The sequence below is a fragment of the Corynebacterium silvaticum genome (genome assembly GCF_002162115.2).
Lineage (GTDB): Bacteria > Actinomycetota > Actinomycetes > Mycobacteriales > Mycobacteriaceae > Corynebacterium > Corynebacterium silvaticum.
On the sequence record NZ_CP021417.2, the window covers coordinates 36,504 to 61,172 of the forward strand.

General features: G+C 53.5%; 22 protein-coding genes, 1 tRNA gene and 1 pseudogene. 8 read left to right on the forward strand and 16 right to left on the reverse strand.

The features are described 5' to 3' along the window. Positions 1-128: 128 nt before the first annotated feature. From CBE74_RS03035 to cas5e, 4 genes are all read left to right on the forward strand, one after another. On the forward strand, positions 129-353 hold the full coding sequence (locus tag CBE74_RS03035) for a hypothetical protein (RefSeq protein ID WP_225870212.1): 225 nt from the start codon (positions 129-131) through the stop codon (positions 351-353). Between the two features lie 163 nt (positions 354-516). Then, positions 517-1,182 carry a type I-E CRISPR-associated protein Cas7/Cse4/CasC gene (locus CBE74_RS03075; RefSeq protein WP_259484335.1) on the forward strand — a complete coding sequence of 222 codons (666 nt, stop codon included), beginning with the start codon at positions 517-519 and terminating at the stop codon, positions 1,180-1,182. Next, the gene (locus tag CBE74_RS03125) at positions 1,172-1,591 is read left to right on the forward strand and encodes a type I-E CRISPR-associated protein Cas7/Cse4/CasC (protein ID WP_241656033.1); all 420 of its coding nucleotides are present in this window, start codon (positions 1,172-1,174) and stop codon (positions 1,589-1,591) included. The genes CBE74_RS03075 and CBE74_RS03125 overlap by 11 nt, the downstream gene beginning before the upstream one ends. 11 nt (positions 1,592-1,602) lie before the next feature. Beyond that, complete coding sequence (gene cas5e / locus CBE74_RS03245; protein ID WP_087453081.1) at positions 1,603-2,295, forward strand: type I-E CRISPR-associated protein Cas5/CasD; 693 nt, start codon at positions 1,603-1,605, stop codon at positions 2,293-2,295. 72 nt (positions 2,296-2,367) lie between these two features. On the opposite strand, the gene CBE74_RS03315 is transcribed toward cas5e, so the two are convergent. Beyond that, the gene (locus tag CBE74_RS03315) at positions 2,368-3,399 is read right to left on the reverse strand and encodes an IS1/IS1595 family N-terminal zinc-binding domain-containing protein (RefSeq protein ID WP_087453082.1); all 1,032 of its coding nucleotides are present in this window, start codon (positions 3,397-3,399) and stop codon (positions 2,368-2,370) included. Between the two features lie 414 nt (positions 3,400-3,813). Here CBE74_RS03315 and pld point away from each other — a divergent pair, with 414 nt between their 5' ends. Continuing rightward, on the forward strand, positions 3,814-4,737 hold the full coding sequence (pld, locus tag CBE74_RS03470) for a phospholipase D Pld (RefSeq protein ID WP_087453083.1): 924 nt from the start codon (positions 3,814-3,816) through the stop codon (positions 4,735-4,737). Between the two features lie 58 nt (positions 4,738-4,795). Here pld and CBE74_RS03510 read toward each other — a convergent pair whose 3' ends face one another. The 3 genes from CBE74_RS03510 to CBE74_RS03590 are packed head-to-tail and all read right to left on the reverse strand — an operon-like array spanning position 4,796 to position 7,721. Beyond that, a complete protein-coding gene (locus CBE74_RS03510; RefSeq protein WP_087453084.1) occupies positions 4,796-5,647 on the reverse strand; it encodes an ABC transporter ATP-binding protein in 852 nt (283 codons plus the stop codon). 8 nt (positions 5,648-5,655) lie between these two features. Then, positions 5,656-6,642, reverse strand: a complete 987-nt coding sequence (locus CBE74_RS03565; protein WP_087453085.1) for a FecCD family ABC transporter permease — start codon at positions 6,640-6,642, stop codon at positions 5,656-5,658. Beyond that, positions 6,642-7,721, reverse strand: a complete 1,080-nt coding sequence (locus CBE74_RS03590) for a FecCD family ABC transporter permease (RefSeq protein WP_087453086.1) — start codon at positions 7,719-7,721, stop codon at positions 6,642-6,644. The genes CBE74_RS03565 and CBE74_RS03590 overlap by 1 nt, the downstream gene beginning before the upstream one ends. A gap of 46 nt (positions 7,722-7,767) precedes the next feature. Between CBE74_RS03590 and CBE74_RS03630 the strand changes: the two genes are divergently transcribed. Continuing rightward, complete coding sequence (locus tag CBE74_RS03630; RefSeq protein WP_087453087.1) at positions 7,768-8,820, forward strand: ABC transporter substrate-binding protein; 1,053 nt, start codon at positions 7,768-7,770, stop codon at positions 8,818-8,820. 154 nt (positions 8,821-8,974) lie between these two features. Here the strand turns inward: CBE74_RS03630 and crgA are convergent, their stop codons facing one another. The 8 genes from crgA to CBE74_RS04115 form a co-directional block, all read right to left on the reverse strand. Continuing rightward, a complete protein-coding gene (gene crgA, locus CBE74_RS03635) occupies positions 8,975-9,244 on the reverse strand; it encodes a cell division protein CrgA (RefSeq protein WP_087453088.1) in 270 nt (89 codons plus the stop codon). A gap of 112 nt (positions 9,245-9,356) precedes the next feature. Continuing rightward, positions 9,357-11,351, reverse strand: coding sequence for a Stk1 family PASTA domain-containing Ser/Thr kinase (gene pknB / locus CBE74_RS03675; protein WP_087453089.1), 1,995 nt, complete (start codon positions 11,349-11,351; stop codon positions 9,357-9,359). Continuing rightward, positions 11,348-12,868 carry a serine/threonine-protein kinase gene (locus tag CBE74_RS03730; protein WP_087453090.1) on the reverse strand — a complete coding sequence of 507 codons (1,521 nt, stop codon included), beginning with the start codon at positions 12,866-12,868 and terminating at the stop codon, positions 11,348-11,350. The genes pknB and CBE74_RS03730 overlap by 4 nt, the downstream gene beginning before the upstream one ends. 7 nt (positions 12,869-12,875) lie before the next feature. Beyond that, entirely contained in the window at positions 12,876-14,336 is a 1,461-nt protein-coding gene (locus tag CBE74_RS03845; protein ID WP_087453091.1) for a penicillin-binding transpeptidase domain-containing protein, read from the reverse strand. Then, the gene (locus tag CBE74_RS03885; RefSeq protein WP_087453092.1) at positions 14,333-15,706 is read right to left on the reverse strand and encodes an FtsW/RodA/SpoVE family cell cycle protein; all 1,374 of its coding nucleotides are present in this window, start codon (positions 15,704-15,706) and stop codon (positions 14,333-14,335) included. The genes CBE74_RS03845 and CBE74_RS03885 overlap by 4 nt, the downstream gene beginning before the upstream one ends. Further along, on the reverse strand, positions 15,707-17,215 hold the full coding sequence (locus tag CBE74_RS03900; protein WP_087453093.1) for a PP2C family protein-serine/threonine phosphatase: 1,509 nt from the start codon (positions 17,213-17,215) through the stop codon (positions 15,707-15,709). Further along, positions 17,215-17,694, reverse strand: a complete 480-nt coding sequence (locus CBE74_RS03905; RefSeq protein ID WP_087453094.1) for an FHA domain-containing protein FhaB/FipA — start codon at positions 17,692-17,694, stop codon at positions 17,215-17,217. Before CBE74_RS03905 ends, CBE74_RS03900 begins: the two co-directional genes overlap by 1 nt. A gap of 76 nt (positions 17,695-17,770) precedes the next feature. After that, the gene (locus tag CBE74_RS04115) at positions 17,771-18,718 is read right to left on the reverse strand and encodes a DUF3662 and FHA domain-containing protein (RefSeq protein ID WP_087453095.1); all 948 of its coding nucleotides are present in this window, start codon (positions 18,716-18,718) and stop codon (positions 17,771-17,773) included. Positions 18,719-19,073: 355 nt separating this feature from the next. On the opposite strand from CBE74_RS04115, the gene CBE74_RS04225 reads away from it, so the two are divergent. Continuing rightward, a tRNA-Leu gene (locus CBE74_RS04225) sits at positions 19,074-19,157 on the forward strand. A 226-nt stretch (positions 19,158-19,383) separates the two neighbouring features. Here CBE74_RS04225 and CBE74_RS24700 read toward each other — a convergent pair. From CBE74_RS24700 to CBE74_RS24710, 3 genes and pseudogenes are all read right to left on the reverse strand, one after another. Next, a complete protein-coding gene (locus CBE74_RS24700) occupies positions 19,384-19,656 on the reverse strand; it encodes an IS110 family transposase (RefSeq protein ID WP_225871203.1) in 273 nt (90 codons plus the stop codon). Then, complete coding sequence (locus CBE74_RS24705) at positions 19,649-19,930, reverse strand: hypothetical protein (protein ID WP_225870209.1); 282 nt, start codon at positions 19,928-19,930, stop codon at positions 19,649-19,651. Before CBE74_RS24705 ends, CBE74_RS24700 begins: the two co-directional genes overlap by 8 nt. A gap of 92 nt (positions 19,931-20,022) precedes the next feature. After that, positions 20,023-20,442, reverse strand: a pseudogene (locus tag CBE74_RS24710) (IS110 family transposase); the annotation flags it as partial. 1,095 nt (positions 20,443-21,537) lie between these two features. Here CBE74_RS24710 and CBE74_RS04260 point away from each other — a divergent pair. Then, positions 21,538-22,686 (forward strand): reverse transcriptase domain-containing protein, encoded by a 1,149-nt coding sequence (locus CBE74_RS04260; protein WP_087453097.1) that lies wholly within the window; start codon positions 21,538-21,540, stop codon positions 22,684-22,686. A gap of 1,259 nt (positions 22,687-23,945) precedes the next feature. Here CBE74_RS04260 and CBE74_RS04270 read toward each other — a convergent pair. Further along, positions 23,946-24,653: a CPBP family intramembrane glutamic endopeptidase gene (locus CBE74_RS04270; RefSeq protein ID WP_087453098.1), complete on the reverse strand. Its 708-nt coding sequence runs from the start codon at positions 24,651-24,653 to the stop codon at positions 23,946-23,948. Positions 24,654-24,669: the final 16 nt, after the last annotated feature.

The window sequence follows — 24,669 nt, forward strand, 5'->3', positions numbered from 1 at the left end:
TTTCGGGCCAAACGATCGGCACTTCGCGCCGGGTCTGGAACATACACGGAGTTCCGTGCTTACTCGTATGTTCTGCCATTTTTAGGAGAAAAACACTCAGGAGCACAAAAACTGCTTTGCTACGTTGCATGGCAGCGTTGGCCGAGTATCCGGATGTTGTTTCCAGTGGTGAAAAAGCTACAGCTTCATCGGTAGGTCAATGGGTGAACCGTGTTGCCTTTGACGGAAAACAAGGGCAGTCAGAACCCGATTCTATGGTGGCGTCTCGAATCAAATATCTGCATACGCAGGATCTGGAAGAAGCGATTTCTTCTTGCGGCGCATCATGGCATTTGCCGACAGAAAAAACGTGACTACCAAATTAAACCCATATCAGTTTGTCGAACTTTTCTGGTATTGGGGAAATGGGTTTACAGACGCGTCGACAAAGCATCGACTCAGTGTCCTGCGCGATTTTTACAGCACCAAACAAAAAGAAAACACTGATCCACAAAGCTCTTCCGAAGGAGAAAAATAATGTCTCGTCATCTCACTATTCACGTTGTTGCTTCTGTTCCTTACTCCAACCTCAACCGTGACGATTCTGGTACACCGAAGAATGTTCGTCGAGGCGGAGTGACATGTGCACTATTGAGCTCCCAGTCCATTAAAAAGGGAATTCGTACTAAATACGAGGAAGCCTCTTTGGACACCTCGGTGCGTTCAGGTCGTATCGCGGACGACGTGCTTGAAAGAGCGAAAGTACTTGCTCCTGAGGCAGACACTAAAGCGCTAGAAAAAGCAGTGAAGAAGATCATTGGTACCTTGACAAAGGTTGCCGAGGCTAATGAATCTGAAGGTGAATCAGATCGTTCGATTTGGCTCAGCGCCGAGGAGCTAGAAGCCGCCGCTGTGAGCGTGGTTGAGCAAGCGGAAAAGAAAGACTTTATCGAGGACGGCCGGACAGGTTCGCTGGCTATCGCTGCCTTTGGTCGCATGTTTGCAGCTGCTCCGCAGAAAGGAACCGAGGCTGCTCTGAGTGTGTCTCCTGCGGTGACAACTCACGGCGTGACGATTGCTACGGACTATTTCTCCACGGTCGATGATATTCGTGAGCGAAATCGCGATACTGGAGCAACCTATCTTGGCGTGGCACAGTATACAGTACACCACCGGCGTTTTCTATCGGACAGTGACAATTGATAAAGAACAATTGCGCGAAAGCTGGACTGGATTGGATCGCGAAGACGCAAAGGAAAACCTTGCTGCGTTAGTAAATGCGATCATTTATGGACTTTCCCGCGGAAAACAGCATTCAACGGCGCCTTTTGTCCAGCCCGCCCTGATCTTGGCGGAAGAACAATCCTACCGTTGTGCTTATGATTTTGAGTCCCCTGTCCAAGCAGATGCTCGTGAAGGCGGCTACCTCAAGCCGACCGTGGAAGAACTGAAACGTCAGTATGACTCTGCCAGGGCTTTCGACGCAGATAACTTTGGGGAAACCCAGGTAGTTTCTGGCACCTACCCCGAGGTATCTGAGTTCTTTGCCGGTGCTAAGTATTCTGACAAGAATGGCTTTATCGACGAAGTTGTTGCCTGGATTCAGCGTTAACTGGTGATCGTATGACAACTACCTCGGTATATCTACGATTAGCTGGACCGTTGCAGTCATGGGCAGGGCCCGCTGTAACGGGAAACTTTGTACGAACGGGACCAATCCCCACACATTCTGCATTAGTAGGTCTCATCGCGGGTGCTTGTGGCTATCGACGTGACGAGTGGCCCGATTGGCTTAATCGTCTTAGCTTTCGGGTTCGTGTGGATCATCCTGGAAAATTCGTGGATGATTTTCAAACGGTGTCAGCCCATGAAGAGGAGATGCTGTTCCGTGAGCGTCTGATCTTTGCGACGGGAAAACGGCCCAGTGCTAAGGCAACTCGTTTAACTCCTGATGGACGCGGAATGACAAGTATTATCCAGCGGACCTACCTGGCAGAAGCTGAATTTATCGTCGAAGTCGCATCGGACACGCATGGTGAGCTGTTGCGTGACGCGCTACGTGCGCCGAAGTTCAGCACCTATTTAGGGCGGAAGGCTTTCGCGCCAGCGTTCCCGTTCTTTTTAGGTGCTACTGCGGACGTCGATGTGCTTCATCGCATCCCTGCTTGTGATCTTTCTGGCACCAAACGCGATACTGCGCGGGTTCAGATTCATCACTGCAGCGCCGATCTGCACACCTCGGCGGAGCATATTAACGTGCCTGCGGTGCAAGAGCGCTCGGACTGGTTAAAAAAGACCAAAGCGCTGTTTGCGTAAGGTTTTTAAGAAGTGGTCTCTCACAGAAGCACGAGAGGCCACTTCTCTGCATATACTGCAGGGCGGAATCGATTATTCCCAGTGGTCGTGTTTGATAATTCGCTCGGGTATAAAAGGAAATTCAGTTTTACTATTGAGATACCACTCCACCATGCGTCGGGCATGTTCGTGGGTGATGCCGCGGTGTGTGCGGAAGAGATTTTTAATGTCCGCGCTGATGTCGTCTCCTAGATGCGAAGTACGGTAGGGCAAAGCTACGTCACTGATGGTGATAGCGGGTTCTGTGAACTGAAAGAAGAGCTCTTCTTTTTTGATCAAAGTCCTATACATTAAGCGGATTGATCGCAATTCTTTATGCGTCCACTGCCATCCACAATTGTTTTTATTGTGGTTAGGGTTGGGAGAATCTGTGCGGTGCTTCAGCAGCTCTTTCCATGTAGTCTCCCAGCTGTTATAGCGATCGAGCCACAGTTTTGCCTGCTCGGGGGTGTAAACGTAGTTAAGGGACTCGGTCAGGTTTTTGATCTCTATCGCGGGTTGCGTGTGGGGTGCTTGTGACGTCTTCCGATAAACGCTTTCTTTGATGCGCGATAAGCATCGACGTATTGGTACCCCTGGCCATATGGAGTGGATCGCCTGAGCAGTGGATTCATCTCCACTGATAACCACGGCACTTGGCCGTGGAAAATAGGTATACACCTGTGTGCACGCGGCTTTATTGTCTTTGTCTACCCATTGCCATCCCAGCACATGGGTGTTGTTATAGGCCACGATGAGGCACCACGAGTGAAAAAACGTGCCGTCATTCATCACTAATATGCACGCTTTGTCCGTCATATATGGTTGCGGAACGGGAACCTGCCAGCACCACGATGTTAAGCGGCGCTGGGTTCGTGAAACATCGCTTTTATCGCGTGAGTTGCCTAAGAGCCATGATATGAAGGCTTTCATCTGTCTTTGATGCAGCGTTCCTGATCGCGTTGCTGTCGACGACGCTCCGCATCCTTTGCATCGGTACCGGGTTTTCCCTGCGGATGTTTTGCCGTTTTTCTTTAAGGTACTGCCGCATATGTCGCAGTGATGCCCGTATGGGTGTGAAGCCATAATTTATAATTAGCAGCTTTAAATCTGCTACACATAGCCTAAAAACAGCAATATTGGACACACTTTTTGGCCTTTAAGTATAAAAACTTTGGCTATTTTGACATATTTTACACAGTTATTGTCCATGCATAATGCCTGATTGATAGCGCTAGCCTTTCACGACTTATTTTGATTCCTTTTATTAAAAGCCAACTTTTTTACACTGACTGTCAATTTACTAAAAATTATGTGAGCTATAGTTACAGGAAATAACCATTGATTTTATAGTGGTTTAAGTTTTACAATGGGGGTATAGCGCAGGTTGTTCACACTGGTCAGTGACCATTTTTTGAGCATCTTTCCGCGAAAAATCTATCCGCAAACGATGGTGTGGCATCTTTTTGCCGTTATGCACCGAATGTAGAGGGATGAACGATGAGGAAAAAAGTTGTTTTATTCTTATCTATAATTATAGGAATCTTACTTCCTGTAGGAAATGCGGTAGCAACGCCTGTTTCACATGACGCAGCTTCCACAGGGAACCGGCCCGTTTATGCGATTGCGCACAGGGTCCTCACTACTCAAGGCGTAGACGATGCAGTCGCAATTGGTGCGAATGCACTCGAAATTGACTTCACGGCATGGCACGGTGGCTGGTGGGCGGACCATGATGGCATTCCCACCAGCGCAGGAGCTACTGCAGAGGCGATTTTTAAACATATCGCTGAAAAGCGGAAGCAGGGAGCAAATATCACTTTCACCTGGCTCGATATTAAGAATCCTGATTACTGCACAGACCCTCATAGCGTGTGTTCCATTAACGCGCTGCGCGACTTAGCGCGCAAATACCTTGAGCCAGCAGGTGTTCGAGTGCTGTATGGATTCTATAAAACAGTTGGCGGCCCAGGATGGAAGACAATTACTTCTGATCTGCGCGATAACGAGGCAGTAGCGCTCAGCGGGCCGACGCACGACGTGCTGAACGATTTTGCAAAAGCAGGAGACAAGATCCTGACCAAACAAAAGATTGCCGACTATGGGTATTACAACATCAACCAAGGGTTTGGTAATTGCTATGGCGACGGCAATAAGACATGCGATCAACTGCGTAAATCCAGCGAAGCTCGCGACCAAGGAAAACTCGGTAAAACTTTTGGATGGACAATCACTACAGGCCAGGATGATCGCGTCAATGACCTCCTAGAAAAAGCCCACGTAGACGGAATGATCTTTGGTTTTAAAGTGACCCACTTCTACCGTCACGCAGGCACTGAAAACTCTTTCAAAGCCATCAAGACGTGGGTAGATAAACACTCCGATACCCATCACTTGGCCACTGCCGCAGATAATCCGTGGTGAGCTGGTAGCCGCCAAGTCGGCATCGCATTCTAGGGCCTCCCGTAATACAGGGGAGGCCCTAGTCCTGCATCATTGCGACGTTTGGAACTGGTAATTCGGTTGGGATGACGATGAGTTGGTCGTCGATAAGTGTGGTACGAACAGTGATGTTAAAGACCTCGGATATGAGCTCTGCGCTGATCACGTCTTTGGGGGATCCTGTGGCTACGACGCTTCCGTTTTTCATAACAATCAGGTGGTCGGCGTAGCGGACGGCTTGCTGGAGGTCGTGAAGTACCGCGACGACGGTGCGATTGAGCTGGGTTGTCAGGGAGCGTGCTAGTTCAAGGAGTTGGTACTGGTGGGCGATGTCCAGGAAGGTGGTGGGTTCGTCGAGAAGCACGGTGGGGGTGTTCTGTGCGAGAACCATGGCAAGCCATACGCGCTGGCGCTGCCCGCCAGATAAATCAGTGACGCGTTTGTGAGTGAGTTCTTTAACGCTGGCGGCACTGAGCGCAGCATCGACGGCCCGAGTGTCTTCTTTGGTCCATTGATGCAGCCAATTGTGGTGGGGGAATCGTCCGCGGCGGACGAGTTCTTCTACGGTGATGTCGGCTGGGGTGATGGTGCTCTGGGGGAGAAGTGCGAGTTGTTTGGCTATCTCCTTGGTGTGCAGGTGGGTGAGGTCGTGCCCGTGGAGATAAAGAGAGCCGGTGTCTGGGGCGAGAATGCGGGCGCAGCTTTTAAGCAATGTTGATTTTCCGCATCCGTTAGGGCCGATGATTGCCGTGAACTTTCCTGCGGGAATATCGACGCTGAGGTCGGTGCTCACCACATGCTTATCCCAGCTGAGGGTGACGTTTTCTGTGCGAAGCGCGGAAGTATTGGCTGCGGAGGAGGAATCTGGGGAGGCAGTTGCGGGTGTGTGCATGGGAATCCTTAGGCGCGTCGAGAAGCTGAGGCGATGAGCGTGAGTAGATATATGCCGCCGATAACCACGGTGACCAGTCCCACGGGAAGCTGAACGGGGGAGAATACCCGCTGGGCGATGATGTCTGCAATAAGAAGAAGCGTCGCCCCTGTGAGTGCAGAGACTAATAAAGGAGTGCGGGGGCTGGCTGTGATGCGTTGAGCGATATGCGGAGCGGCCAGCGCGATAAAAGAAATGGGTCCGGCGATAGCGGTAGTGATCGCGACGAGGAGGACTCCCACGATCAGCAACATAAGCTTGCTGCGGTTAACTGGCAGCCCCAGTGCCGTGGCGGTATCGTCGCCGAGGTTGAGGATGTCAATGCGAGAGCCTAGGAGTAGAGCAAGTGCCACGATAATGGCCAGCGCTATGACGGCAGGGGTGGCTACGGACCAACGGATTCCGTTGAGGGTTCCGGCGCCCCAGCTGGCGGCAGACATTGCGGTGTTGAGGTCGCCACGGGTGATAAGCCAGCGGTTGAAAGCCGAGAGCATTGCGGAAACGCCAAGGCCGACCAGGATGATGCGGAGGCCGTCGATACGCACGCGGACGGAGAACAACATAACCGCGAGGGCTGTGGCTAATCCGCCGACGAGGGCGCCGAAAGCGACGGAAGTGAAACCGGTCATGCCCGCCATCATGGTGAGAATAACCCCAGTGTAGGCGCCAGTGTTAAAGCCAATGATGTCGGGAGAACCCAGCGGATTTCGGGTTAGCGCCTGGAATAGCGATCCCGCAATTCCTAAGGCAGCGCCGACAAAGAGAGCTGTGACGATTCGCGGGGTTCGCCAAGAAAAGACGATGGTGTGAGCAAGACCAGATTCAGTGCCTTGGAAAACTGACCAGACTTTGGCAGTAGTGATGCCTGCACCTGGCAGTGAAACGGCCACTGCCGCGGAGAGAACCAGCAACAACGCCAGAACGAACACGGTGTATAAGGAACGGCGGTGGATCATCACATTTCCCCCTTCCGGCTTTGGGCATACGCAATTAGGAAGGGTGCGCCGATAAAGGACACGACCACTCCGGCGGGAAACTCGCCGGGAACGATCAAGCGGCCCAGAATATCTGCGGCAACAAGGACGAGTGGCCCGAGAAGGAGAGACGTGACGAGCACTCGGGGGAGGTCTGGTCCCACGATCCATCGCGCGACGTGGGGAACCATAAGTCCAAGGAAGATAATCACTCCGGCTGTGGCAGTAGCACTGGCCGCGAGGATCACTATGGCGATAAAAGAAATGAAGCGGATGCGCGCGGTGGATGCACCGATGGACGTGGCCATGGCGTCGCCCAGCGCCAGCGCATTAAGCCCATGAGCGCACGTGATCGTGAGGACAATGCCGCACGCAAGACCAGCGCCGGCGATGCCTAGAGGCGTAAGCGTGCCGACGTCCACGCTTCCCACCATCCAGCTCTTTAACCGGTCAAAGGCCTGGTGGTTAACCAGAGAAAGTCCCTCGCCGATTCCGGAAAGAATCGCGCTCAGGGCAACACCAGATAGAACCAACCGGACCGGGTCTGCCGTTTTCGCACGATGCGTGCCCACTGAGTACACCACCACTGCGGCAGCGCATGCGCCCGCGAGGGCGAGTGCTAAGAACACCCACAAGGAAGATGCGCCAAAGAGGGCTATGCCCACCACGATGGCAAAGGCTGCGCCCGAATTGATTCCCAGCGCGCCGGTGTCTGCCAGGGGATTGCGGGTGAGCGCTTGCGAGAGTGTGCCAGCAAGGCCAAGAGACATGCCAGCAACAAGGGCAAGGAGGGTGCGGGGGATGCGCCTGTCCCACACAATCGTGGAGGCCACATTAGTGGGATCTGGGTGGAGTATGGCGTTGGCGATCTCGGGGAGCGGGATGAGTCTCGCGCCGATCATGACACTGGCGACGCTTAACGCTGCAAGCAGTACTACTAGCAGTGCTACTAGCAGTGCTACTACGGCGATCAGGGGTCGGCGTGTCCGTTGGGTGGTGCGCGGATGCTTCGCGGGGAAGCTGCGGTGTGAGTCGGAATTGGAGGTGGCGGTCGAAACCATTGTTCTATGTTAACTACAGTAATTAGTTTAGGCTAAACTGCACAATGTGAAAGATACTCAATCTCTGAACCTATGGAGTCGTCGCATCGCTGTGATGCTGGCTCTTCTTGTTTCTGTCTCCCTCGTCTTTGCGCTGGCAGCATGTTCTACTGAAGAAAAACAATCCAAGGACACCGGACAAGGAAACTCCGATGTAGCCACCGGTGGCGCACACTTTTCCACGGCTGACGCGGAAACTGCAAAGCTTGGTAGCGACGCAGCCCCAGGTGAATTCCCTCGCACCGTCAAGCACGCGTTGGGTGAGACCGAGATCAAGGAACAACCCAAGCGCGTGGTCGTTCTAGACACTGGCGAACTAGATAGCGTTCTTTCCTTGGGGATCACCCCCGTGGGAATGGTGACTACGAAGGGCGCAAATCCTGTTCCAAGCTACCTTGCAGACAAAGTAAAAGACGCGAAGAGCGTGGGAACGATCAATGAGATCAACGTAGAAGAGATTGCTGCCTTGCAGCCCGACCTGATCATGGGCAGCAAACTGCGTGCAGAAAAAATCTACGCCCAGCTTTCTGAGGTCGCACCGACCGTCTTCTCCATACGCCCCGGCTTCCCCTGGAAAGAAAACTTCCTCCTCATCGGCGAGGCTCTAGGCAAGGAAAAAGAAGCAGAAGCAAAGCTGAACGAGTACACCGCCAAGGTTGAGGGCATCAAGAATTCCGTGCCAGCAGACACCACGGTCTCACTTGTTCGTTTCATGCCTAAGCGCATCCGTCTCTACGCCAACAAGTCTCTTATCGGCGTGATTCTTAAAGACGCAGGAATTACCCGTCCGGAGAACCAGAACGTTGACGAGCTGGCTACCGAGATCTCCCCTGAGACCATTGACCAGGCAGAAGGAAGCGTGATCTTCTATAGCAGCTACGGCAAGACCGATGCCACTGGCCAAGACGCCATTGTTAATGGTGCTGCGTGGAAGAACCTCAGCGCAGTAAAGAATGGTCAGGCACATGAGGTTAACGATGACGTATGGTTCCTAGGCTTTGGGCCCACCGGCGCTATGCAGATCGTGGAAGACCTCAAGGAGTTGCTTCCTAAGAAATAAGAATGCTCGGGCATTAACGCTTAAAAAATTAGAGCCACAGAGACAACTCTGTGGCTCTTCTCTTTTCTGTGTCGCCAATCCAACGATGCGTGAAAGAGAAAAGGCATATCGCGTAACCGATCACGCGATATGCCTAAAGACTAAGCGGGGGAGGCTAGCGCCAGCCCATGGTCATGAGAAGACCCACGATAAACAGGCCAAAGCCGATGCCGTAGTTCCACGCGCCAAGAGACATCATGAAGGCAATGTCTTCACCTGCGAGGTAGTTGACGATAAGCCACAGCAGACCGGCCAGGATAAGACCGAACATGATGGTTTTGTACCACACGGGGGTTCCAGTGGAGTTGATCTTCACCGGGGTACGGTTGGTAGTAGAGCTCGACGCAAAAGGAGCGGAGCTCTGGGTGATCTTTGACTTTGGCATAATGCACCTTTGTATGTCTGTATATCGTTGGTGTGGCCCGCAGGTCACGTAATGGAACTAATCTATCAGCTTTGGGTGGACTTACCAGCCCTGCGCGTGGGTATCAGGGATACTAGCGCGGGTTGGTAAGGGCCGAGAGGCTGAATTCGTAGAGATGAATTTCTATCGGGGCATCTTTGCGCAGCGGCGTGCCGGCAGCCGGCACCTGGGATGCGATCAAATTCTGATCAGACAAAGACACCGTAGGCACCCGTTCGCCTTGCGTGATCTTAGATGCAGTACCTGTCCACCCTGCAGCGTTGAGCGCTCTCACCGCATCAGCGACGGTGAGTCGGGTGATGTTAGGGACGTTAAACATCTGTCCGTTGGATACCTTGACCGTGACAGTTGATCCTTTAGGAACCTCAGTGCCCTCGCCGGACACAGAGACAACGGTACCGGCTGGCTCGGGGGCGTCGACAGTGCGTACATCGGGGACGAATCCCAAGGAAGTGAGATTGCCTTCCGCCTGATCCCACTTCATTCCCGTCACTACCGGGACGCGAACGTTTTGCACTCCGGTAGACACAGTGATGACCACTTTTGATCCTCGGGAAACCTGCGAGCCGGCACTCGGTGTCTGCTCTATGATTTCTCCATTGGGAACACTATCTGAGCTCTCCTCGCGCACAGTCGAATCCAGCTGAAGGCCGGCTTCTTCAAGAATCTTCGCGGCATCCGCGGTGTTCTTGCGCGCAAGATCGGGGACTTCTGTGACTTCCTTGCCAGAAGAGACAACCACCGTGACAGTGGTGTTCTTTTGTACTGAGGATCCGCTGGTGGGGTTTGTTCTGATGACTTTCCCTCGTGGAATCTCCGGGTTAGCCTCTTCGATCAAGTTGACCTGCAGACCCAGCTGCTCTAGCTGATTCACAGCGTCCTGCTGAGAGGTCTTTTCCAGCTTGGGGATGTTGACAAGAGATCTATTCTTGCTGCTGTTGCTCACAAAATCATAGGCAAAAGCACCACCGACACCAAGGACGAGCACTGCAAGAACCGCGAGAATGGCCTTCATGGCCTTGCTCATACCGGAGCGTTCTTCTTCCGCAGCATGAGCCGGGCCAGTGAACGCAGAGCGCTCATACCCAGCTATCTCGGTGTGCGGCGCAGCTGAGGCAGGTCCTGGCTGATCGAGCTGAGTAACAGGGACGATGGTGGTGGGATTGGGTTCTTGGCTGATCAAACTCGCCGGCGAAACATAGTGGCGAGCAGCTTCTGTCACAGCATGACGAGCCAGGCGTTCAAGATCCGCCCCCATGTCCATAGCCGTTTGGTAGCGATCGCCGGGGTGCTTGGCCATTGCTGTGAGCACGACAGCATCCACGTTCACCGCAGCGGTGGGAGTGAGATCAGAAACAAAATCACTGGGTTTTGCCGGGTCCTCTTGAACATGCTGATATGCGACGGCGAAAGGCGTTTCCCCTTCAAAAGGAGGGCGTCCCGTAAGTGTCTCATAAAGCACGCAGCCCAATGCGTAGACATCGGAGCGGGCGTCGGCAAGCTTGCCTCGGGCTTGTTCCGGGGATAAATACTGGGCGGTGCCGATCACTGCGGAGGTCTGCGTCATGGCGCTGGTGGCGTCGTCAAGCGCACGGGCGATGCCGAAGTCCATGATTTTTACAGTGCCCGTATTGGTGATCATCACGTTTGCGGGCTTAATGTCGCGGTGGATAATCCCCGCGTCATGGCTAAATTGCAGCGCCTGGCATACCGGAAGCAACGTTTGTGCGGCTTCCGTCGGAGAAAGCGGCCCGTCTTCCCTCACGATGTCTCGCAGGGTCCTGCCGTGCACGCGTTCCATCACGATATAAGGCGTGCTGATACCAGCGCGCTCGGTCTCGCCAGTGTCGTACACCGCAACGATTGCGGGATGATTCAGTCTGCCGGAGTTTTGAGCTTCTCGACGGAACCGCTCGCGGAAGTTCACATCGCGCGCAAGGTCCGCGCGCAGCATCTTTATCGCAACCTCGCGACCAAGGAGAGTATCGGTGGCAGAGTACACCTCTGACATTCCACCCGTGCCGATGACCTCACCAAGCTCATAGCGGCCAGCAATCACATCGTTCATGGGGCACCTCCTTGTTCTGGGGCATTAAGACTGTTCAGTAGATCGGCGATGGGGTCGGAACCGTTTCCGCGTGTTGGACTGGGAGCCGGATTGCGATGAGTAGAGGGGATCTGTGACCCATCATTGAGATCTACAGTCGGCGCTGTCCGGGGATCGTCAGTAGACGGAATCGGAACAACAGACTCCGAGGCATCGGGGAACTCCGATGGCTCGCTGGTAGGCGTAGGAGTTTCCTGTGGGCGCTGGATCGGCCGTGGTTCTTCACGAATCGTAGGCGTTTCCGTGACCGTGGCGGTAATCGTCGCAGGGTTAACCGAGCTGCTGGGCTGGTCGCTTCCGCCCAATAAATCACCAAAAAGACCCTGATTAGCAGCCCATATGCCGGCACCAAACAATGCTGCGAGGAGAACCCCCACGGCAAGACCCGTGCCCACCCCACCAGAGCTCTTTTTATTTTCCTCCGGCGGGATCGTTGCTGGAGCAGCACCATAGCCAGTACGCGGTCCTGCTACCTGACCAACGGCAACAGTCTGCGGAACCTCCTCGGTTGCTGGTATGACCGTGGTGGGCTGTGCCGTTTGACCTAATGCGTACGTTGAGGCGGTAGGTGTTGGCTCGGGTGCTATCTGCTGGAGCTGTGCTGACTGCGGCTGCGGAGGCCGTTGCCCCATACGAGTAGCGGATACTGCTAGCGCAAGCTCATTGCCGTCGGCATACCGATGCGCTGGATCCTTACGCAAAGCGATACCGATGAGCTCGCGCGCCGGGGCGGAGACTGTTGTGGGAAGAGCCGGTGGCGCCTGATTGATGTGGGCAATTGCCACTGAGACAGAAGAATCGCCAGTGAAAGGACGCGTGCCAGCGAGCATCTCATACCCAACAACACCCAGGGAATACACATCAGAGGCCTCAGTGACCTCTTTACCTTGGGCCTGTTCAGGAGAAACATACTGCGCCGTGCCCACCACCATGCCCGTGCGGGTTAGTGGGACAGCCGCAGCTGCCTTAGCGATACCAAAATCGGTGATTTTTACTTGGCCATTTTGAGTAATCAGGAGGTTGCCGGGCTTAATATCCCGGTGCACCATGCCCATCCTATGGATGATGGACAAGCCATGAGCTGCCTGCTCAAGGACATCGAGAGCAAGGTGCTCGTCGAGGCTGCCTTTACGCGCCAGCATGTCTGCGAGGGATTCACCACGCACGTACTCCATGACAATGAAGCACAGGGTTCGGCCGGAGGGGTCGGTGAGTTCGCGGTAATCAAAAGTTTGTACAACGTTTTCTGAGAGGATGTTCTCGCTGGCGAGCGCCTCATTGCGGAAGCGAGAGAGGAACTCGTTGTTGTCAGAAAACTCGGGGCGCAGAACTTTGACAGCCACCTCGCGCTGGTTGCGGGTGTCGTCGGCAAGCCATACCGTAGACATGCCGCCGGTGCCCACGACCCACTGGAGACGATAATCGTCGCCGATGAGGGCCTGGAGCGCGGGATCTGGAGAATTGTAATCAGTGCTCATGTCAGTCCTATCTCTGCGCACCACGCGCTGCTTGAGCCGCTGCGATCACTGCCCGGCCAATCGGGGCAGCCACTGAACCACCAGTTGCTGCTTGGCCAGCAGAACCACCATTCTTGACCACCACAGCCACGGCAACATCGGCGTTAACAGAGGGGCCAAAAGCGATATACCAGGCGTGCGGGTTGGAGTTTCGAGAATCCTCGCCGTGCTCGGCAGTACCTGTCTTGGAGGCGATGTCCGCGCCGGTGTATCCCGCTGTATGGCGCTCCGAAAGCCGCATGAGTTCGGTCAGCGTCGTGCTTACTTGAGGGGTGATCGCTTGGTTGAGCTCGCGGGGTTTGGTCTCAGAAATCGTCTTCAAATCTTGGCCAACGATCTTGGATACCAGGTGTGGCTCCATCCGCTTGCCACCATTAGCCACTGTCGCAGCGATGACGGCATTTTGCAGAACCGACATCGCGACGTCTTTTTGGCCGATTGCGGACTGTCCCCGGGCTGCTGCGGAAGAAATGTCTCCAATCGTTCCGCGTGCCATACCGATGCCAAGATCGTAGGAATCCCCAACACCAAAAGCATTGGCTGCTTCCTGCAGCTTTTCAGCCCCTGTATCTATGCCCATCTGAACAAAGGCCGTGTTACAGGACAGCTGGAAAGCCGTGGCCAGGGTGACCTCATTGGAACCAGCGCACGTTTGACCAGCGTAGTTTTCCAACGTTGCCGTGGTTCCCGGAAGCGTGATCTGCGATTGGCCAGTGAGCTTGGAATCTGGGCCATACCCGGCGTTGAGACCCGCAGCTGCCGTAATCACTTTAAACGTGGAACCAGGCGGCAGGATTTCCTGGGTCGCATGGTTGAGGAGTGGGTTGCCCGGATTGGCGTTGAGTGCTGCCCATGTGGTCTCTGCAGTTGCGGGATCGACGATCTCAGCAGAGTTGAAACTCGGGGTAGACGCCATGGCGAGGACCTCACCGGTAGAGGGGCGCAGTGCTACCACAGCACCTTCGTAGCCAGCGTTGGCCAACTGGCTGTACGCCACTTCTTGCACACTGGGGATCAGCGTGAGCTCTACGTTAGCGCCCTTATGCTTCTTGCCCAGGATATCCTCCCACCAACGCGAGAATCCCAGGGAATCATCCGTGCCGTTGAGGATCCCGTTGTAGCTCGATTCCAGGCCTGCGGCACCATAAATATCGGATAGGTATCCCTGCACCGGGCCGTAAGCGATGGGGTTAGTGACATAACGACGCTGATAGTAGCCATTTTCGTCTTTATAGGACTCAGCTAGCACTTGGCCTCCGGCGGAGATTTGGCCGCGGGCCTGCGACTTTGCCTCGATGAAGGCGCGTCGATTGTAAGGACTCTGCGCATACTTTTCTTGGCTAAAGCCCTGGATCCTGGTCAGGTTAACCAGGAGAACCAGAATGAGAAGAAGAGCGAAGATGCTGGTAAAACGGATTGATCGGTTCATCGTTGAGCCTCCTCGCTAGCAACTGACCTACGCCCAGCAGAAGACCCATCCTGAGCGGCAGCTCCCACAGCACCAGACTGTGCGGAGTGCGCCGAATGGGAGATCCGCAGGATCAATCCAAGGAGGATGTAGTTGGCCATAAGGCTGGAACCACCTTGGGACATAAACGGTGTGGTCAAACCGGTCATCGGCATCAGAGCTGTGATACCGGCGGTCACCACGAATACCTGGATAGCGATGGTGAGGGAGAGTCCAGAGGCAACGAGTTTTCCGTAGGAGTCGCGGGCACGCAATGCAGTACGGAAACCACGGGTAATAAAGATCGCAAAGAGAACCAGAATGGCTGCCAGCCCTACGAGCCCGATCTCCTCGCCAATAGCAGCAAGGATGAAGTCAGACTCTGCGACTGGAATGAGACTGGGATGGCCTTGCCCGAGGCCAGAACCGGCGATACCGCCGGAGGAAAGCCCGAACAAAGACTGGGAGAGCTGATATCCCGTGCCGTTGAAGTTGGCCAGGGGATCCATAAAGTTGTTGACGCGGGATTGGATCTTGGAGGAGATCTGGTACAGCGTGGTACCGCCGATGCCCACCAACATGGCGCCGATAAGCAGCCATGAGACTCGGTTGGTAGCTAGGTAGAGCATGCCCAATACGGTGCTGAACAACAGGAGTGCTGGGCCAAAGTCATTTTCTCCGGCCATCACCAGGATGGCAAAGAACCATACGCCCAAGATAGGGCCGAGGTCGCGCAGTCGAGGGAATTCGAGGCCAAAGAGGCGGTAGCCCGCCACGTTAAAGAGCGCTCGCTTGTTTACTAACAGCTGCGCGAAGAAGAGCAGCAGCAGGATCTTGGAAAACTCGCCAGGCTGGACAGAGAAGGGGCCGATGGAGATCCAGATATTCGCGTCGGCGTTCATCTTGGTGGGCCATACAAGCGGCAGCGCGAGAAGCACAAGGCCAAGAAGCCCCAGGATATAGGAGTAGCGGGAGAGTATTCGGTGATCGCGGATCACAACGAGCACCACGATCATCAAAATGATGGCCACGAGCGTCCATATAACCTGCCGGCTGGCCAGTGATTTTCCAGTGGCCAAGTCGAGCCGGTAGACGGTCACTAGCCCGAGCCCGTTAAGCACGCTGGCCACGGGGAGCATGAGCTGGTCCGCATGGGGGGCCGTGAAACAGATGGCGAGGTGCGCAATGGTGAACACACTGATGAATCCACCGATCACCCACAGCGTCTCCGTAGTTACTTTGAGGCCCTGCGCCATATTCAGGTTGATCAGGGTGACCCCGATCAGGACGGTGGCCAGGACAAGCAACCCGAACTCGATGCGTCGTGAAGCAAGGCGTTGAGCAAAAGACATCTACTTCACCTCCCTACAGGTCACTCCGGGAGTGGAGAGATCACCCGGCTCTGGCATTGTGCTTGGTAGCGCACCCTCCTGTTCCTGCGGAGCAGCTGGCTGTGGCTCTGCACTAGGGGAGCCATTAGCTGCCTGATCTTCGGGCTTCTTCTCCTCCGGCTTAGCCACTGCCTCGCGGGTGATGCACACCGGCAACAGCTGATTGGCTAGCTGCTGCACCTGCTGTTGCACATCGTTGTAGTTGCCCTCCGGCAGGCTAGCGACGGAACTGCGCGCGGACTCGGTGAGGTCTTTGAGCCGGAAGCGCTGGCAGGCGTCGTGAGAATCTGCGGGTATGAGGGTGAGATCGCCACTGGAGTTGAGGCAGGCGTATTGGTAAGTGGAGTGCAACGGCTTGCCAAAGAGGTCGATATCTACGCCTCGTTCAATCACGATGGCGTTTTCTAGACCTTCTTCATTGGCCGTGGTTACGTAATAGTTGTTATCTATCGTGGTTTTTGCCCACCAGCCACCGGCTATGACTGCGCCAATCACAAGAAGCGCGATGATAGCGGCCCAAAACTTACCGCGCCTACTTTTCTTCTCGCCATTGGTTGGTGCCTCGTTAGGAGCTGCGGCATCGGTCTGATTCGCGGTGGGTGCGTGTGCGTCGCGCGCCGGGATGGGTTGCGGCTGGCGCGCCGCGATTGCCATGGCGGCACGTCCTGCGGAGGTATCCGGCCGGGGGTCTTCCGGTTGTTCTCCATTCAAAGCCCCTGCCGTCATGGGAACCACGGGGAGTTCTTGGCCGTCGCTGGGGCCTTCCACAATGTCCGCGACCACCACGGTGACGTTATCCGGGCCGCCGGAACGCAGCGCTAGGTCTACGAGCTTGCGGGCGACCTCGGCGGGCGTTCCGTAGGTAATGGCGGTCTCTATAGTCGAGTGCGTGACTGGATCAGAGAGGCCGTCGGAGCACAGTAAGAGGCGGTCGCCGGCGCGCGCCTCCAGCATGGTGAGCGTGGGTTCGACGGGACGGCCCGTGTAGGCCTTGAGGATCATGGAACGCTGCGGGTGTGTGGAGACGTCCTCGGGGGAGAGTTCGCCTTTGTCCACGAGCGACTGCACATACGTGTCATCCACAGTGATCTGCTCAAGTTTGCCGTCGCGATAGCGGTAGCCGCGCGAGTCGCCGACGTGGCACATTGCCAGGTCGGTGCCGTTGAACATGATTGCGGTGAGCGTGGTGCCCATGCCGTTGGTGGCCGGTTCATCCCGCACGCCTTGTGCGATCGCCCGGTTAGCGTCGTCGGCGCCCGATGCAAGCAGCGCGAGCATATCGTTGTCGTCGGGGCTGGCGTCGAGCGGCATGAGGTGCTTGATCATCAGCTGCGATGCCACCTCGCCGGCTGCGTGGCCGCCCATGCCGTCGGCAAGCGCAATGAGGTGAGGACCCGCATACGCCGAGTCCTCGTTGTTACCTCGCACGAGGCCTCGGTCGGAGGCCACCGCATAATTAAGTCTGAGCATTAAGCAACCAACCTCACCGTTGTACGCCCGATTTTAATGTCACTACCAGTGCTAATCTTCTCTGGTTGGTCAATGCGATAACCGTCCACAAACGTGCCATTGCGGGAATCCAAGTCCTCAGCAAACCACTCGTTGCCGCGCCTGATCAAGCGGGCATGGCGTGCAGACGCATAATCGTCGCCCACAACAAACGTGCACTCCTTGGCCCGGCCCAACGTAATTTCATCCAGCGAACCCAAATCCAGGCGCGAGCCCATCAGAGGGCCCTCAACGATCACGATCTGACGCGGCGTGCCACCTCGCTTTGCAGGCTTGCCGACGCTCACCGCGCCAGGAATGGCCGGCGCAGCTACGGGGGCGCCACTCGACTGCGAGGCCACCTTGGCGTCTTTACGTTGGATCCACAGCGCAAGCAGGATCAGCAGCCATAAGAGCACCAGTAGAGCGATGCGCAAGCTGAAAACAATAACGGATTCCACGAGGAGCTCCTTATAAACCTAGCTTTTGTCCTGTGAGCAATGCGCCGGCCGCCGGAAACGACCGGAGTGGGGGAGGTTAATAGTACGTGGGATGAACAATACGGACTTCAATGTGGGAATGCCCTACGGTGATCACGTCGCCGTCTTCCAACAACCAATTGTCAATGGGAGTGTCGTTAACGGTCGTGCCGTTTGTGGACTTTAGATCCGTAAGGATGGCATCGTGCCCATTCCACGTAATCTCTGCGTGCTGACGGGAGACACCGGTATCAGGAAGACGGAAATCAGCATCGTTTCTGCGGCCAATAATGTTGGACCCCTCCTGGACTAAGTAGGTCCGAGAGGAACCATCCTGCAACAACAAGCTCACCGTTGGAGTAGTCGGTGCTGCCGGAGGAACTGGAACCTCCGTATGGATAGCCTCGGGGGCCTGCGCCGTAAGGTACTCGGTGCGGGGCTCCTGGGGGAACTGCGGCGACTGATAGTGCTGCACGACGTCCTCGCTTTCATCGTCCTGGGAAGAATAGGAATCCCACTGTGATTCCTCGGAGTCCGTATTGTCTGCATCCTCTATATCGTCTGCATCAACGGAATCGGGCGCGGCATAAGAATCAACTCCTTGGAAGCCGCTATAACCCGTGGGAGTTGGGTCAACACTTGAGGAAGCGCGTAACTGGCCTGTACGTAAACCTGACTCAACGGCAATGGTCACCACAACAGTGCCCACGCACGTCCAGCCTTGATTACGGGTGTAACGGCTCATCTGATCCGCGAAATCATCAGCCAGCGAAGGATAGCGCTGCGAAAGATTAGCCAGATCCTTGGGGCTTACACCAATGTGGAAAACATTGGGCGCCTCGACGTCACCCTCATATGTACGGACTAGATTGTCCTCGGCCTCCTGCTTGAGCAGCTCCTCGATCTCCGCAGGAACCACCTTGCCGCCAAAGACGAAGGCGAAGCCATTGTCCAAGCCGCGCTGCATAGCGCTATCCAGCCTGGCCACCTTGTCCATCAAAGACATTGAGTCATCGCCTCCTTAAAAATGCATAGTCCTTACGTACTTACTCGCTAACCGTGATTTCACCATCCACATTGCCTTAGCTCCAGGCCTAGGGCCTGGGGTGTAGTTGCCATACTGGCGACAGAAGAGATGACTTCTGAGCGTAGCCTTGGCATTTGCATGTGAAAAGCTGAGATCACGTGCCCACGGGCACACGATGCAACCAAGTATAGGGGGCAAAGGGGTGCTTACCCTAGCCGTGCACCAAGGAAATGTCCATGTGTAACGCGCAAAATATACTAAAGAAGTGCTTGTTTGCTACTGGCGGGTAATTTTGTGATACGTTTGACCGGTCGCAATTATTGCTTCACCACCTGCCCAGGTGGCGGAATTGGCAGACGCGCTGGCTTCAGGTGCCAGTGTTCGCAAGGACGTGGGGGTTCAAGTCCCCCCCTGGGCACAAAGAGCGGTTTTGAACCGCTGAGACCGGAGGTCGCACACTCTTTTGGGGTGTGGGGGCTCCGGTTTTTGGTTTTCCGGGGGAGGTGGCGTCGGATTGGATGGGCGGGGACTTGTGGGGGCGTCCCTATGTTTTTGTCAAGTGTGAGGCCAATGCTGACGAGTACAGACATGGGGTAGTTTTGGCATGCCTAGGAGCCGGCCAGCGAATGCTGGTCGACATGTTCTTATGGGATTAGGCGGCGGCTGTCCGTGGTGGGATTTCTCGGAAGAATTTTTTGTTTTTCAGCATTGCGTAGATGACGTTGCATCGGCGTCGTGCCAGGCAAATTACGGCTGCGGATAGCGGCGAAAGCGAAGTAGAACAAGGCGTTTTTTAGTCGTTTGTTTCCCGACCGTGCGGGGAATTCACCTCTGATCGACGAACCAGATCGTCTTGTGACTGGGGCAATTCCAGCGTAGGCAGCTAGGTTGCCAGCGCTGTCGAAGTCTTTAGCCATCACCGATCACGAGGAGGATCTGTGCTGCGGTCAAGACGGTCGACTCCGCGCATACTCTATCTACGACCTCGCAAAGAGGGAAATCATCAAGCATGTCCTCGACTTGTTCTGCGATGGTGTTTCGTTGTTCTTTGAAGGCCTTGATGTTTGCAGACAGTTGAGGAATTACTAACTCGGCGGCATGACTTCCAGGTACGGTGACTGTTTGTGCTTTCAGTGCTGCAAATATTTCGTCTACCAGTGAGGTTGGGTCTTTGCGCGTGTGCTTGATCATCCAATTCAGTACTCGTTGGTATCCGGTTCGTTTAAGCCTCTGCGGCCCCTTGTAGTGGATCAACAAGTCCAGGATGGGAGTGCGTCAGTGTGCTATCTGCAAAGACTCGTTCCAGGCTTGGGTAGATCTGGGTGAGGATGCTGTGCAGCCGGTTGACGGTTCGGGTGCAGTCGCGAGCGATGTCCTCGTCGAAGCCGGACAGCATCGTTAGTGCCGAGAGAACTTCGTTGTTTCGGTTTACCGCCCGTAACGTGTGCGGTATCGGCGATAATGAAAACATCACGTTTGTCTGTTTTTGCATGTCCCGGATACAAGTCGGCTGCTTTGCGCATGGCCAGGCCTGGAAGATATCCGACTTCACATCCGCAATCACGGGCTCGGGCTACAGCGAGGGGAAGGGCACCGATTGTGTTGGGTTGGTCGACGACTACGAGTATGGTGCCATGCTCCTGAAGTTGGTGGAAAATGCCTGCTAGTTCGGATTCGAGTTGTGGCAACGGCTTGTCGAAAACTTTGTTGCCGTCACGGTCTAGGGCGCAGGTGTGGTGTTCAGATTTGCTGACGTCTAGGCCTTAAGAATATGTCGATGGAATGCTCCGGGACATGGTGAGCTCCTAGAAAACGAGATAGATATGTCGTTGTTCTAGTCGCTGGTGTCATGACATTCGTTGCGAGCACCCACGCCTGCAAAGAGACTTAGTTTTGAAAACTGGCCGTGTCCTTATCAGCTGTTATCGAACGTCCTGGCTCCTGGTGGCAACACCCCCTGGATCATTGAGACTACAGGGCAGATAAGCCATACCGGGACCAGTGAGTATCCCCATTATCGGGGATACTCACAAAGTAACGGGCAAAGGTAATTTCCGCCGACTTTTAGTAAGAATCATCTGATTTGAACTCTATACATGTCGACACTCTAGGAAAGAAGTTTGACATTGGAGTCTATACGCAGTTTCAAAAGTCATTCGAATATTCTGGAAGAAGGGGAAGTAATCCTAAATGTTGGTTTGATACAATCAAATCTAGGCATCAAGAGATGCTTAGACTTTGGCCAGTTTTGGAAAGAACTAAGCGGCTGATCACCGGTTTTTTCTTGAGTAAGTTTCCCACGGAAACTTACTTCTAGAGTAAAACCTAGAGGCATACTTTTATGGCCGGTCGAAGTTGAGTGGCATAGTGAGCATTTCGCTGTGCCACTTTCCCTTTGGAGGAAGAATGAATGCGATATGGTCAGACTTTGAATCTGTACTCAAGCGACGTACTACTGACTTAATTAGTGAGCATGAAGCATATCTGAAATGGGTGCATAATGAGAACCGACGTCGAAGTAAAAGGAGTAACGGCCCAGCTGGACTAGTCTCTGCTTTGAGGCCTAGCTCTTGGGATACAGATCCTGGTTTTAACCCTTATCATGTGCGATCCCGCCACAAGAGCATTGCGCATTCGGTAGTCAATGCGCTGAAATCAGGCACTTACAAACCTCGCACGCCGTGTGTATTCGAGGTTCCCAAAGAAAACGGCGATCAACGTTTAGTAAGCACGTTCTAAATTGCTGATGAAATCGTATCGCTTAGAACGTATCGTTCGTTGATGAATAAAAACTTCCTGTGTTGAGTTCTCGAGCTTACGCTTATCGGTACGACCGTGGCCCACATGATGCAATTTCGTTCATCAATAGTGAGTTCTCGTGTAGAAAAAGACTATTTATCGCTGAATACGACCTTCGTGGATTCTTCGATAACATTCGACATGAGTATTTCATGACATTAGTCGAGAGCTCGATGTTCAAAATTACAAATCTGGAAGCTCAGATAATGAAGAGTTTCCTAGATTCGCCAGTATTGGTACCTGATCACAATGGAGGTTTTGCCCCTAAGCCGCGGAAGGTAGGTATACCGCAAGGAACATCGTTGAGCTTATTTTTAGCTAATATGGCAGCGCATGAACTTGATCGTGAGCTGGAGCGGCTCGGGGTATGCTTTGTACGCTTTGCTGATGACACCTTGATCTGGAGTCCGAGTTACGAGCAAATCTGCCGAGCGGTAGAGTCGCTTCACGATTGTGTTGACCGTATGGGGGTTGAAATTAATGAGATTAAGAGCCCCGGAATTCGCCTCCTCGTTCCTGAGGCTTCCGGTGGCGCAGAAATAGCTTCTACTTCCAGTGTAGACTTCCTAGGGCACACTTTAGGATTAAAAAAGGTTAGAATCAAAGAATCATCGATCCGAAAGATCAAGTCACGGATTGAGCACTTGATTTATACCAATTTGTTGTTAGAGCCGCTTCGTCAGAAACAGGACAAAGGTCGACTTTCTTATCCAGATGTAGATAAAGACTATGTTACGCTTATTTTTCAAATAAGACGTTATCTTTACGGCTCATTAAGCGAAGAAGATCTACGGAGGTACAGGCGGGGAGCTGTTTCCCGATTAAAATTCGACGGAGTGATGTCGTACTTTCCTCTAGTCGATGATAAAACTCAGTTGAATGCTCTCGATGGGTGGATAGTAAACGTTATCTGGCTTGCTTTGAAGAAGCGATCTAAATTGCTAAGTGCCGAAGGAATGGCCCTCCCAAAACCTCATGGTTTGTCGAGATCCGATCTTATCGAATTTAAGAGTCGGGACGCGTCGAGATATGAATTAGATTTGTGTATACCGAGTTTTCGACGCATATCGGAGGTTATCAGAGATGCTGTTGATACCCACGGTTTGAACGTGATTACTGACAAGAAGACATTTTATACGTATGCATGACGAATGGTGTTTTCCTCTTGTTTTATTCCAACGTCGAGGTCCTCATAGTGGATGTCACCACGCAGAAGGCCGAGTCCTAGGTTTGATCGTGGTTGGTGGTAATAACTAATACTGGAAGGATTCTGCTTATAGCTGAATCCCTGGTGGAAACGGTAACCTCGCATAATCATTGGTTATATAACACAGAATGTTCATAAAAGGGCTTCTCACCGGTGGTTTCAGAGAAATAGGGAGGACAACCGTAAAGTGCCTTGTCAATGATGGTTTCATGGTGGCATTGACCTGACCTGGAAGGATAATGGAGTGCTGCCAAGCTGTGCATGAAGGGCTCGTTGAAACAGTATATGCTGACATCAGCACAGTGGGAGGTGCTTTTTGCAGCGCCTGCTCAATTAAAATGCTCTGGGCCATACAATATGCTTGTGAATAACGCTCCTAGTGGGATCCAATCAGATGATCATTGATATTCCTGTAGAAGCTTCGAAGTACCTCAGAAGATGCTTCCTTTTGTCACGTTCGAAGTCAGACAAATGAGAAGGGTAGGTTAGTAGCGGTTGCGAACTCTTTGAACGTTTGCTTTTTGTGAGATGCTCATGGGGTAGAGAATTACCAATGCATGCTCGAAATAGGTCTGATGTGTAAGTAATGGTGAAGATGCATGGTGCATGAAGTTGAGTTTAGTTACCGACTGCTATTGGTGCTGGGGTATAAGTTAGCCGGAAGTCCTGAATTAAAAACTAGCTGTGAAGACTAACAATATCGAGTGCGAGTTCATGAATTTTCCAACGTGGGGTTGTGAGATGGATTTCGGTGTGATCATCAGGCTGGAGGAGTTACTATACCGATTTTATCGGGGACACCGAATTGTCACTTGACATTATTCATTGTGAGATTCGATATTTGAATCAAGCTGTTGCCAAGGATATGTTTTGTCAGGTAGGCGTGATGATAGTGGGGATTCGTGAAGACGTCGATGTCGCGTGTTTACAGAGAATTTTGTAATGAAACAGTTGCTAGCCCAGTGATAGGGGAAATTTAACAGCTCTAGACGAAGTAATCTGGTGGGCTGTTTTCTGTAGAGGGTACGTGAGAAAACTACTACTGTGAAGTTTCTAGAGCTGTATGTTTGTCTGGGTAGCAAGGTCTATGATCAACAAGAACGTTATGAGTTCGTTTATTGTATTTTGTTAATGTAAACGATGATTTGCGTGGGATTTTCTATAACTGTTGTTGAAACTGATGACAGTATCGTTTCTGGTTCACACGCTTAGCGCAATGATCGTCACCAGGGCGTTGTTGGCTGCATGGACGATAAACAGTGCCCACATCGTAGAAAACCACAGTCTGGCGAGCACCAGCGAGATCCCTAAGAAGAGTACGTACACCATGATCGCTGGTGAGATGTGGATCAGAGTGAATGCCAGCACTACGAGAAGCGAGGCAAGCTGTATCGGAATTTTAGTGGCTAACCAGTCGAGGAGGACGCGTCGGAAGATCACTTCTTCAAAGAAGGGGACAATGAGAACGGTTCCTGCGAGTAAGACGATGGCCGCAATGGGGCCAAGGTGGAATCCCGTTGCGGTGCCGCCAGCTTCTTTGGGGGATAGCCCTAGTGATGTTCCGATGATTGCTGCGTTGATGCCTCCGATCATGACGGTCAAGGGGAACCACCATATAAGGTGCCAGAGCGATCTGGTTGGAGGTATAAATCCGAGTTCTCGTCGTCCCCAGTTGCATCGTCGAATGAAGCCTAGGTAGAAGATCGCAATCCCTAGCAACAATGCTCCGAGCATGCCGCCGACAGCGATAAAGTCAGCTACCGGCGCCTGGATGCGCTTAGCCGCAAAACCGGCGGAAAATCCTCCGGCTGCGGCACCTGTCATGATGCCGATCAGCAGGGCCATTGCCCATAACGCATGCACTGTGTGGGGAGCTGGCGAGATTCCTGCGTATCGGGTTTGGCTCATGTGAGTTTCCCTTCCG

Excerpts from the sequence above, each read along its gene's own strand:
- CBE74_RS03035 (WP_225870212.1), top strand. The coding sequence starts at position 129 with ATGGCAGCGTTGGCCGAGTATCCGGATGTTGTTTCCAGTGGTGAAAAA.
- CBE74_RS03075 (WP_259484335.1), top strand. The coding sequence starts at position 517 with ATGTCTCGTCATCTCACTATTCACGTTGTTGCTTCTGTTCCTTACTCC.
- cas5e (WP_087453081.1), top strand. The coding sequence starts at position 1,603 with ATGACAACTACCTCGGTATATCTACGATTAGCTGGACCGTTGCAGTCA.
- CBE74_RS03315 (WP_087453082.1), bottom strand. The coding sequence starts at position 3,399 with ATGGCTTCACACCCATACGGGCATCACTGCGACATATGCGGCAGTACC.
- pld (WP_087453083.1), top strand. The coding sequence starts at position 3,814 with ATGAGGAAAAAAGTTGTTTTATTCTTATCTATAATTATAGGAATCTTA.
- CBE74_RS03510 (WP_087453084.1), bottom strand. The coding sequence starts at position 5,647 with ATGCACACACCCGCAACTGCCTCCCCAGATTCCTCCTCCGCAGCCAAT.
- CBE74_RS03565 (WP_087453085.1), bottom strand. The coding sequence starts at position 6,642 with ATGATCCACCGCCGTTCCTTATACACCGTGTTCGTTCTGGCGTTGTTG.
- CBE74_RS03590 (WP_087453086.1), bottom strand. The coding sequence starts at position 7,721 with ATGGTTTCGACCGCCACCTCCAATTCCGACTCACACCGCAGCTTCCCC.
- crgA (WP_087453088.1), bottom strand. The coding sequence starts at position 9,244 with ATGCCAAAGTCAAAGATCACCCAGAGCTCCGCTCCTTTTGCGTCGAGC.
- pknB (WP_087453089.1), bottom strand. The coding sequence starts at position 11,351 with ATGAACGATGTGATTGCTGGCCGCTATGAGCTTGGTGAGGTCATCGGC.
- CBE74_RS03730 (WP_087453090.1), bottom strand. The coding sequence starts at position 12,868 with ATGAGCACTGATTACAATTCTCCAGATCCCGCGCTCCAGGCCCTCATC.
- CBE74_RS03845 (WP_087453091.1), bottom strand. The coding sequence starts at position 14,336 with ATGAACCGATCAATCCGTTTTACCAGCATCTTCGCTCTTCTTCTCATT.
- CBE74_RS03885 (WP_087453092.1), bottom strand. The coding sequence starts at position 15,706 with ATGTCTTTTGCTCAACGCCTTGCTTCACGACGCATCGAGTTCGGGTTG.
- CBE74_RS03900 (WP_087453093.1), bottom strand. The coding sequence starts at position 17,215 with ATGCTCAGACTTAATTATGCGGTGGCCTCCGACCGAGGCCTCGTGCGA.
- CBE74_RS04115 (WP_087453095.1), bottom strand. The coding sequence starts at position 18,718 with ATGTCTTTGATGGACAAGGTGGCCAGGCTGGATAGCGCTATGCAGCGC.
- CBE74_RS24700 (WP_225871203.1), bottom strand. The coding sequence starts at position 19,656 with ATGGCTAAAGACTTCGACAGCGCTGGCAACCTAGCTGCCTACGCTGGA.
- CBE74_RS24705 (WP_225870209.1), bottom strand. The coding sequence starts at position 19,930 with ATGATCAAGCACACGCGCAAAGACCCAACCTCACTGGTAGACGAAATA.
- CBE74_RS04270 (WP_087453098.1), bottom strand. The coding sequence starts at position 24,653 with ATGAGCCAAACCCGATACGCAGGAATCTCGCCAGCTCCCCACACAGTG.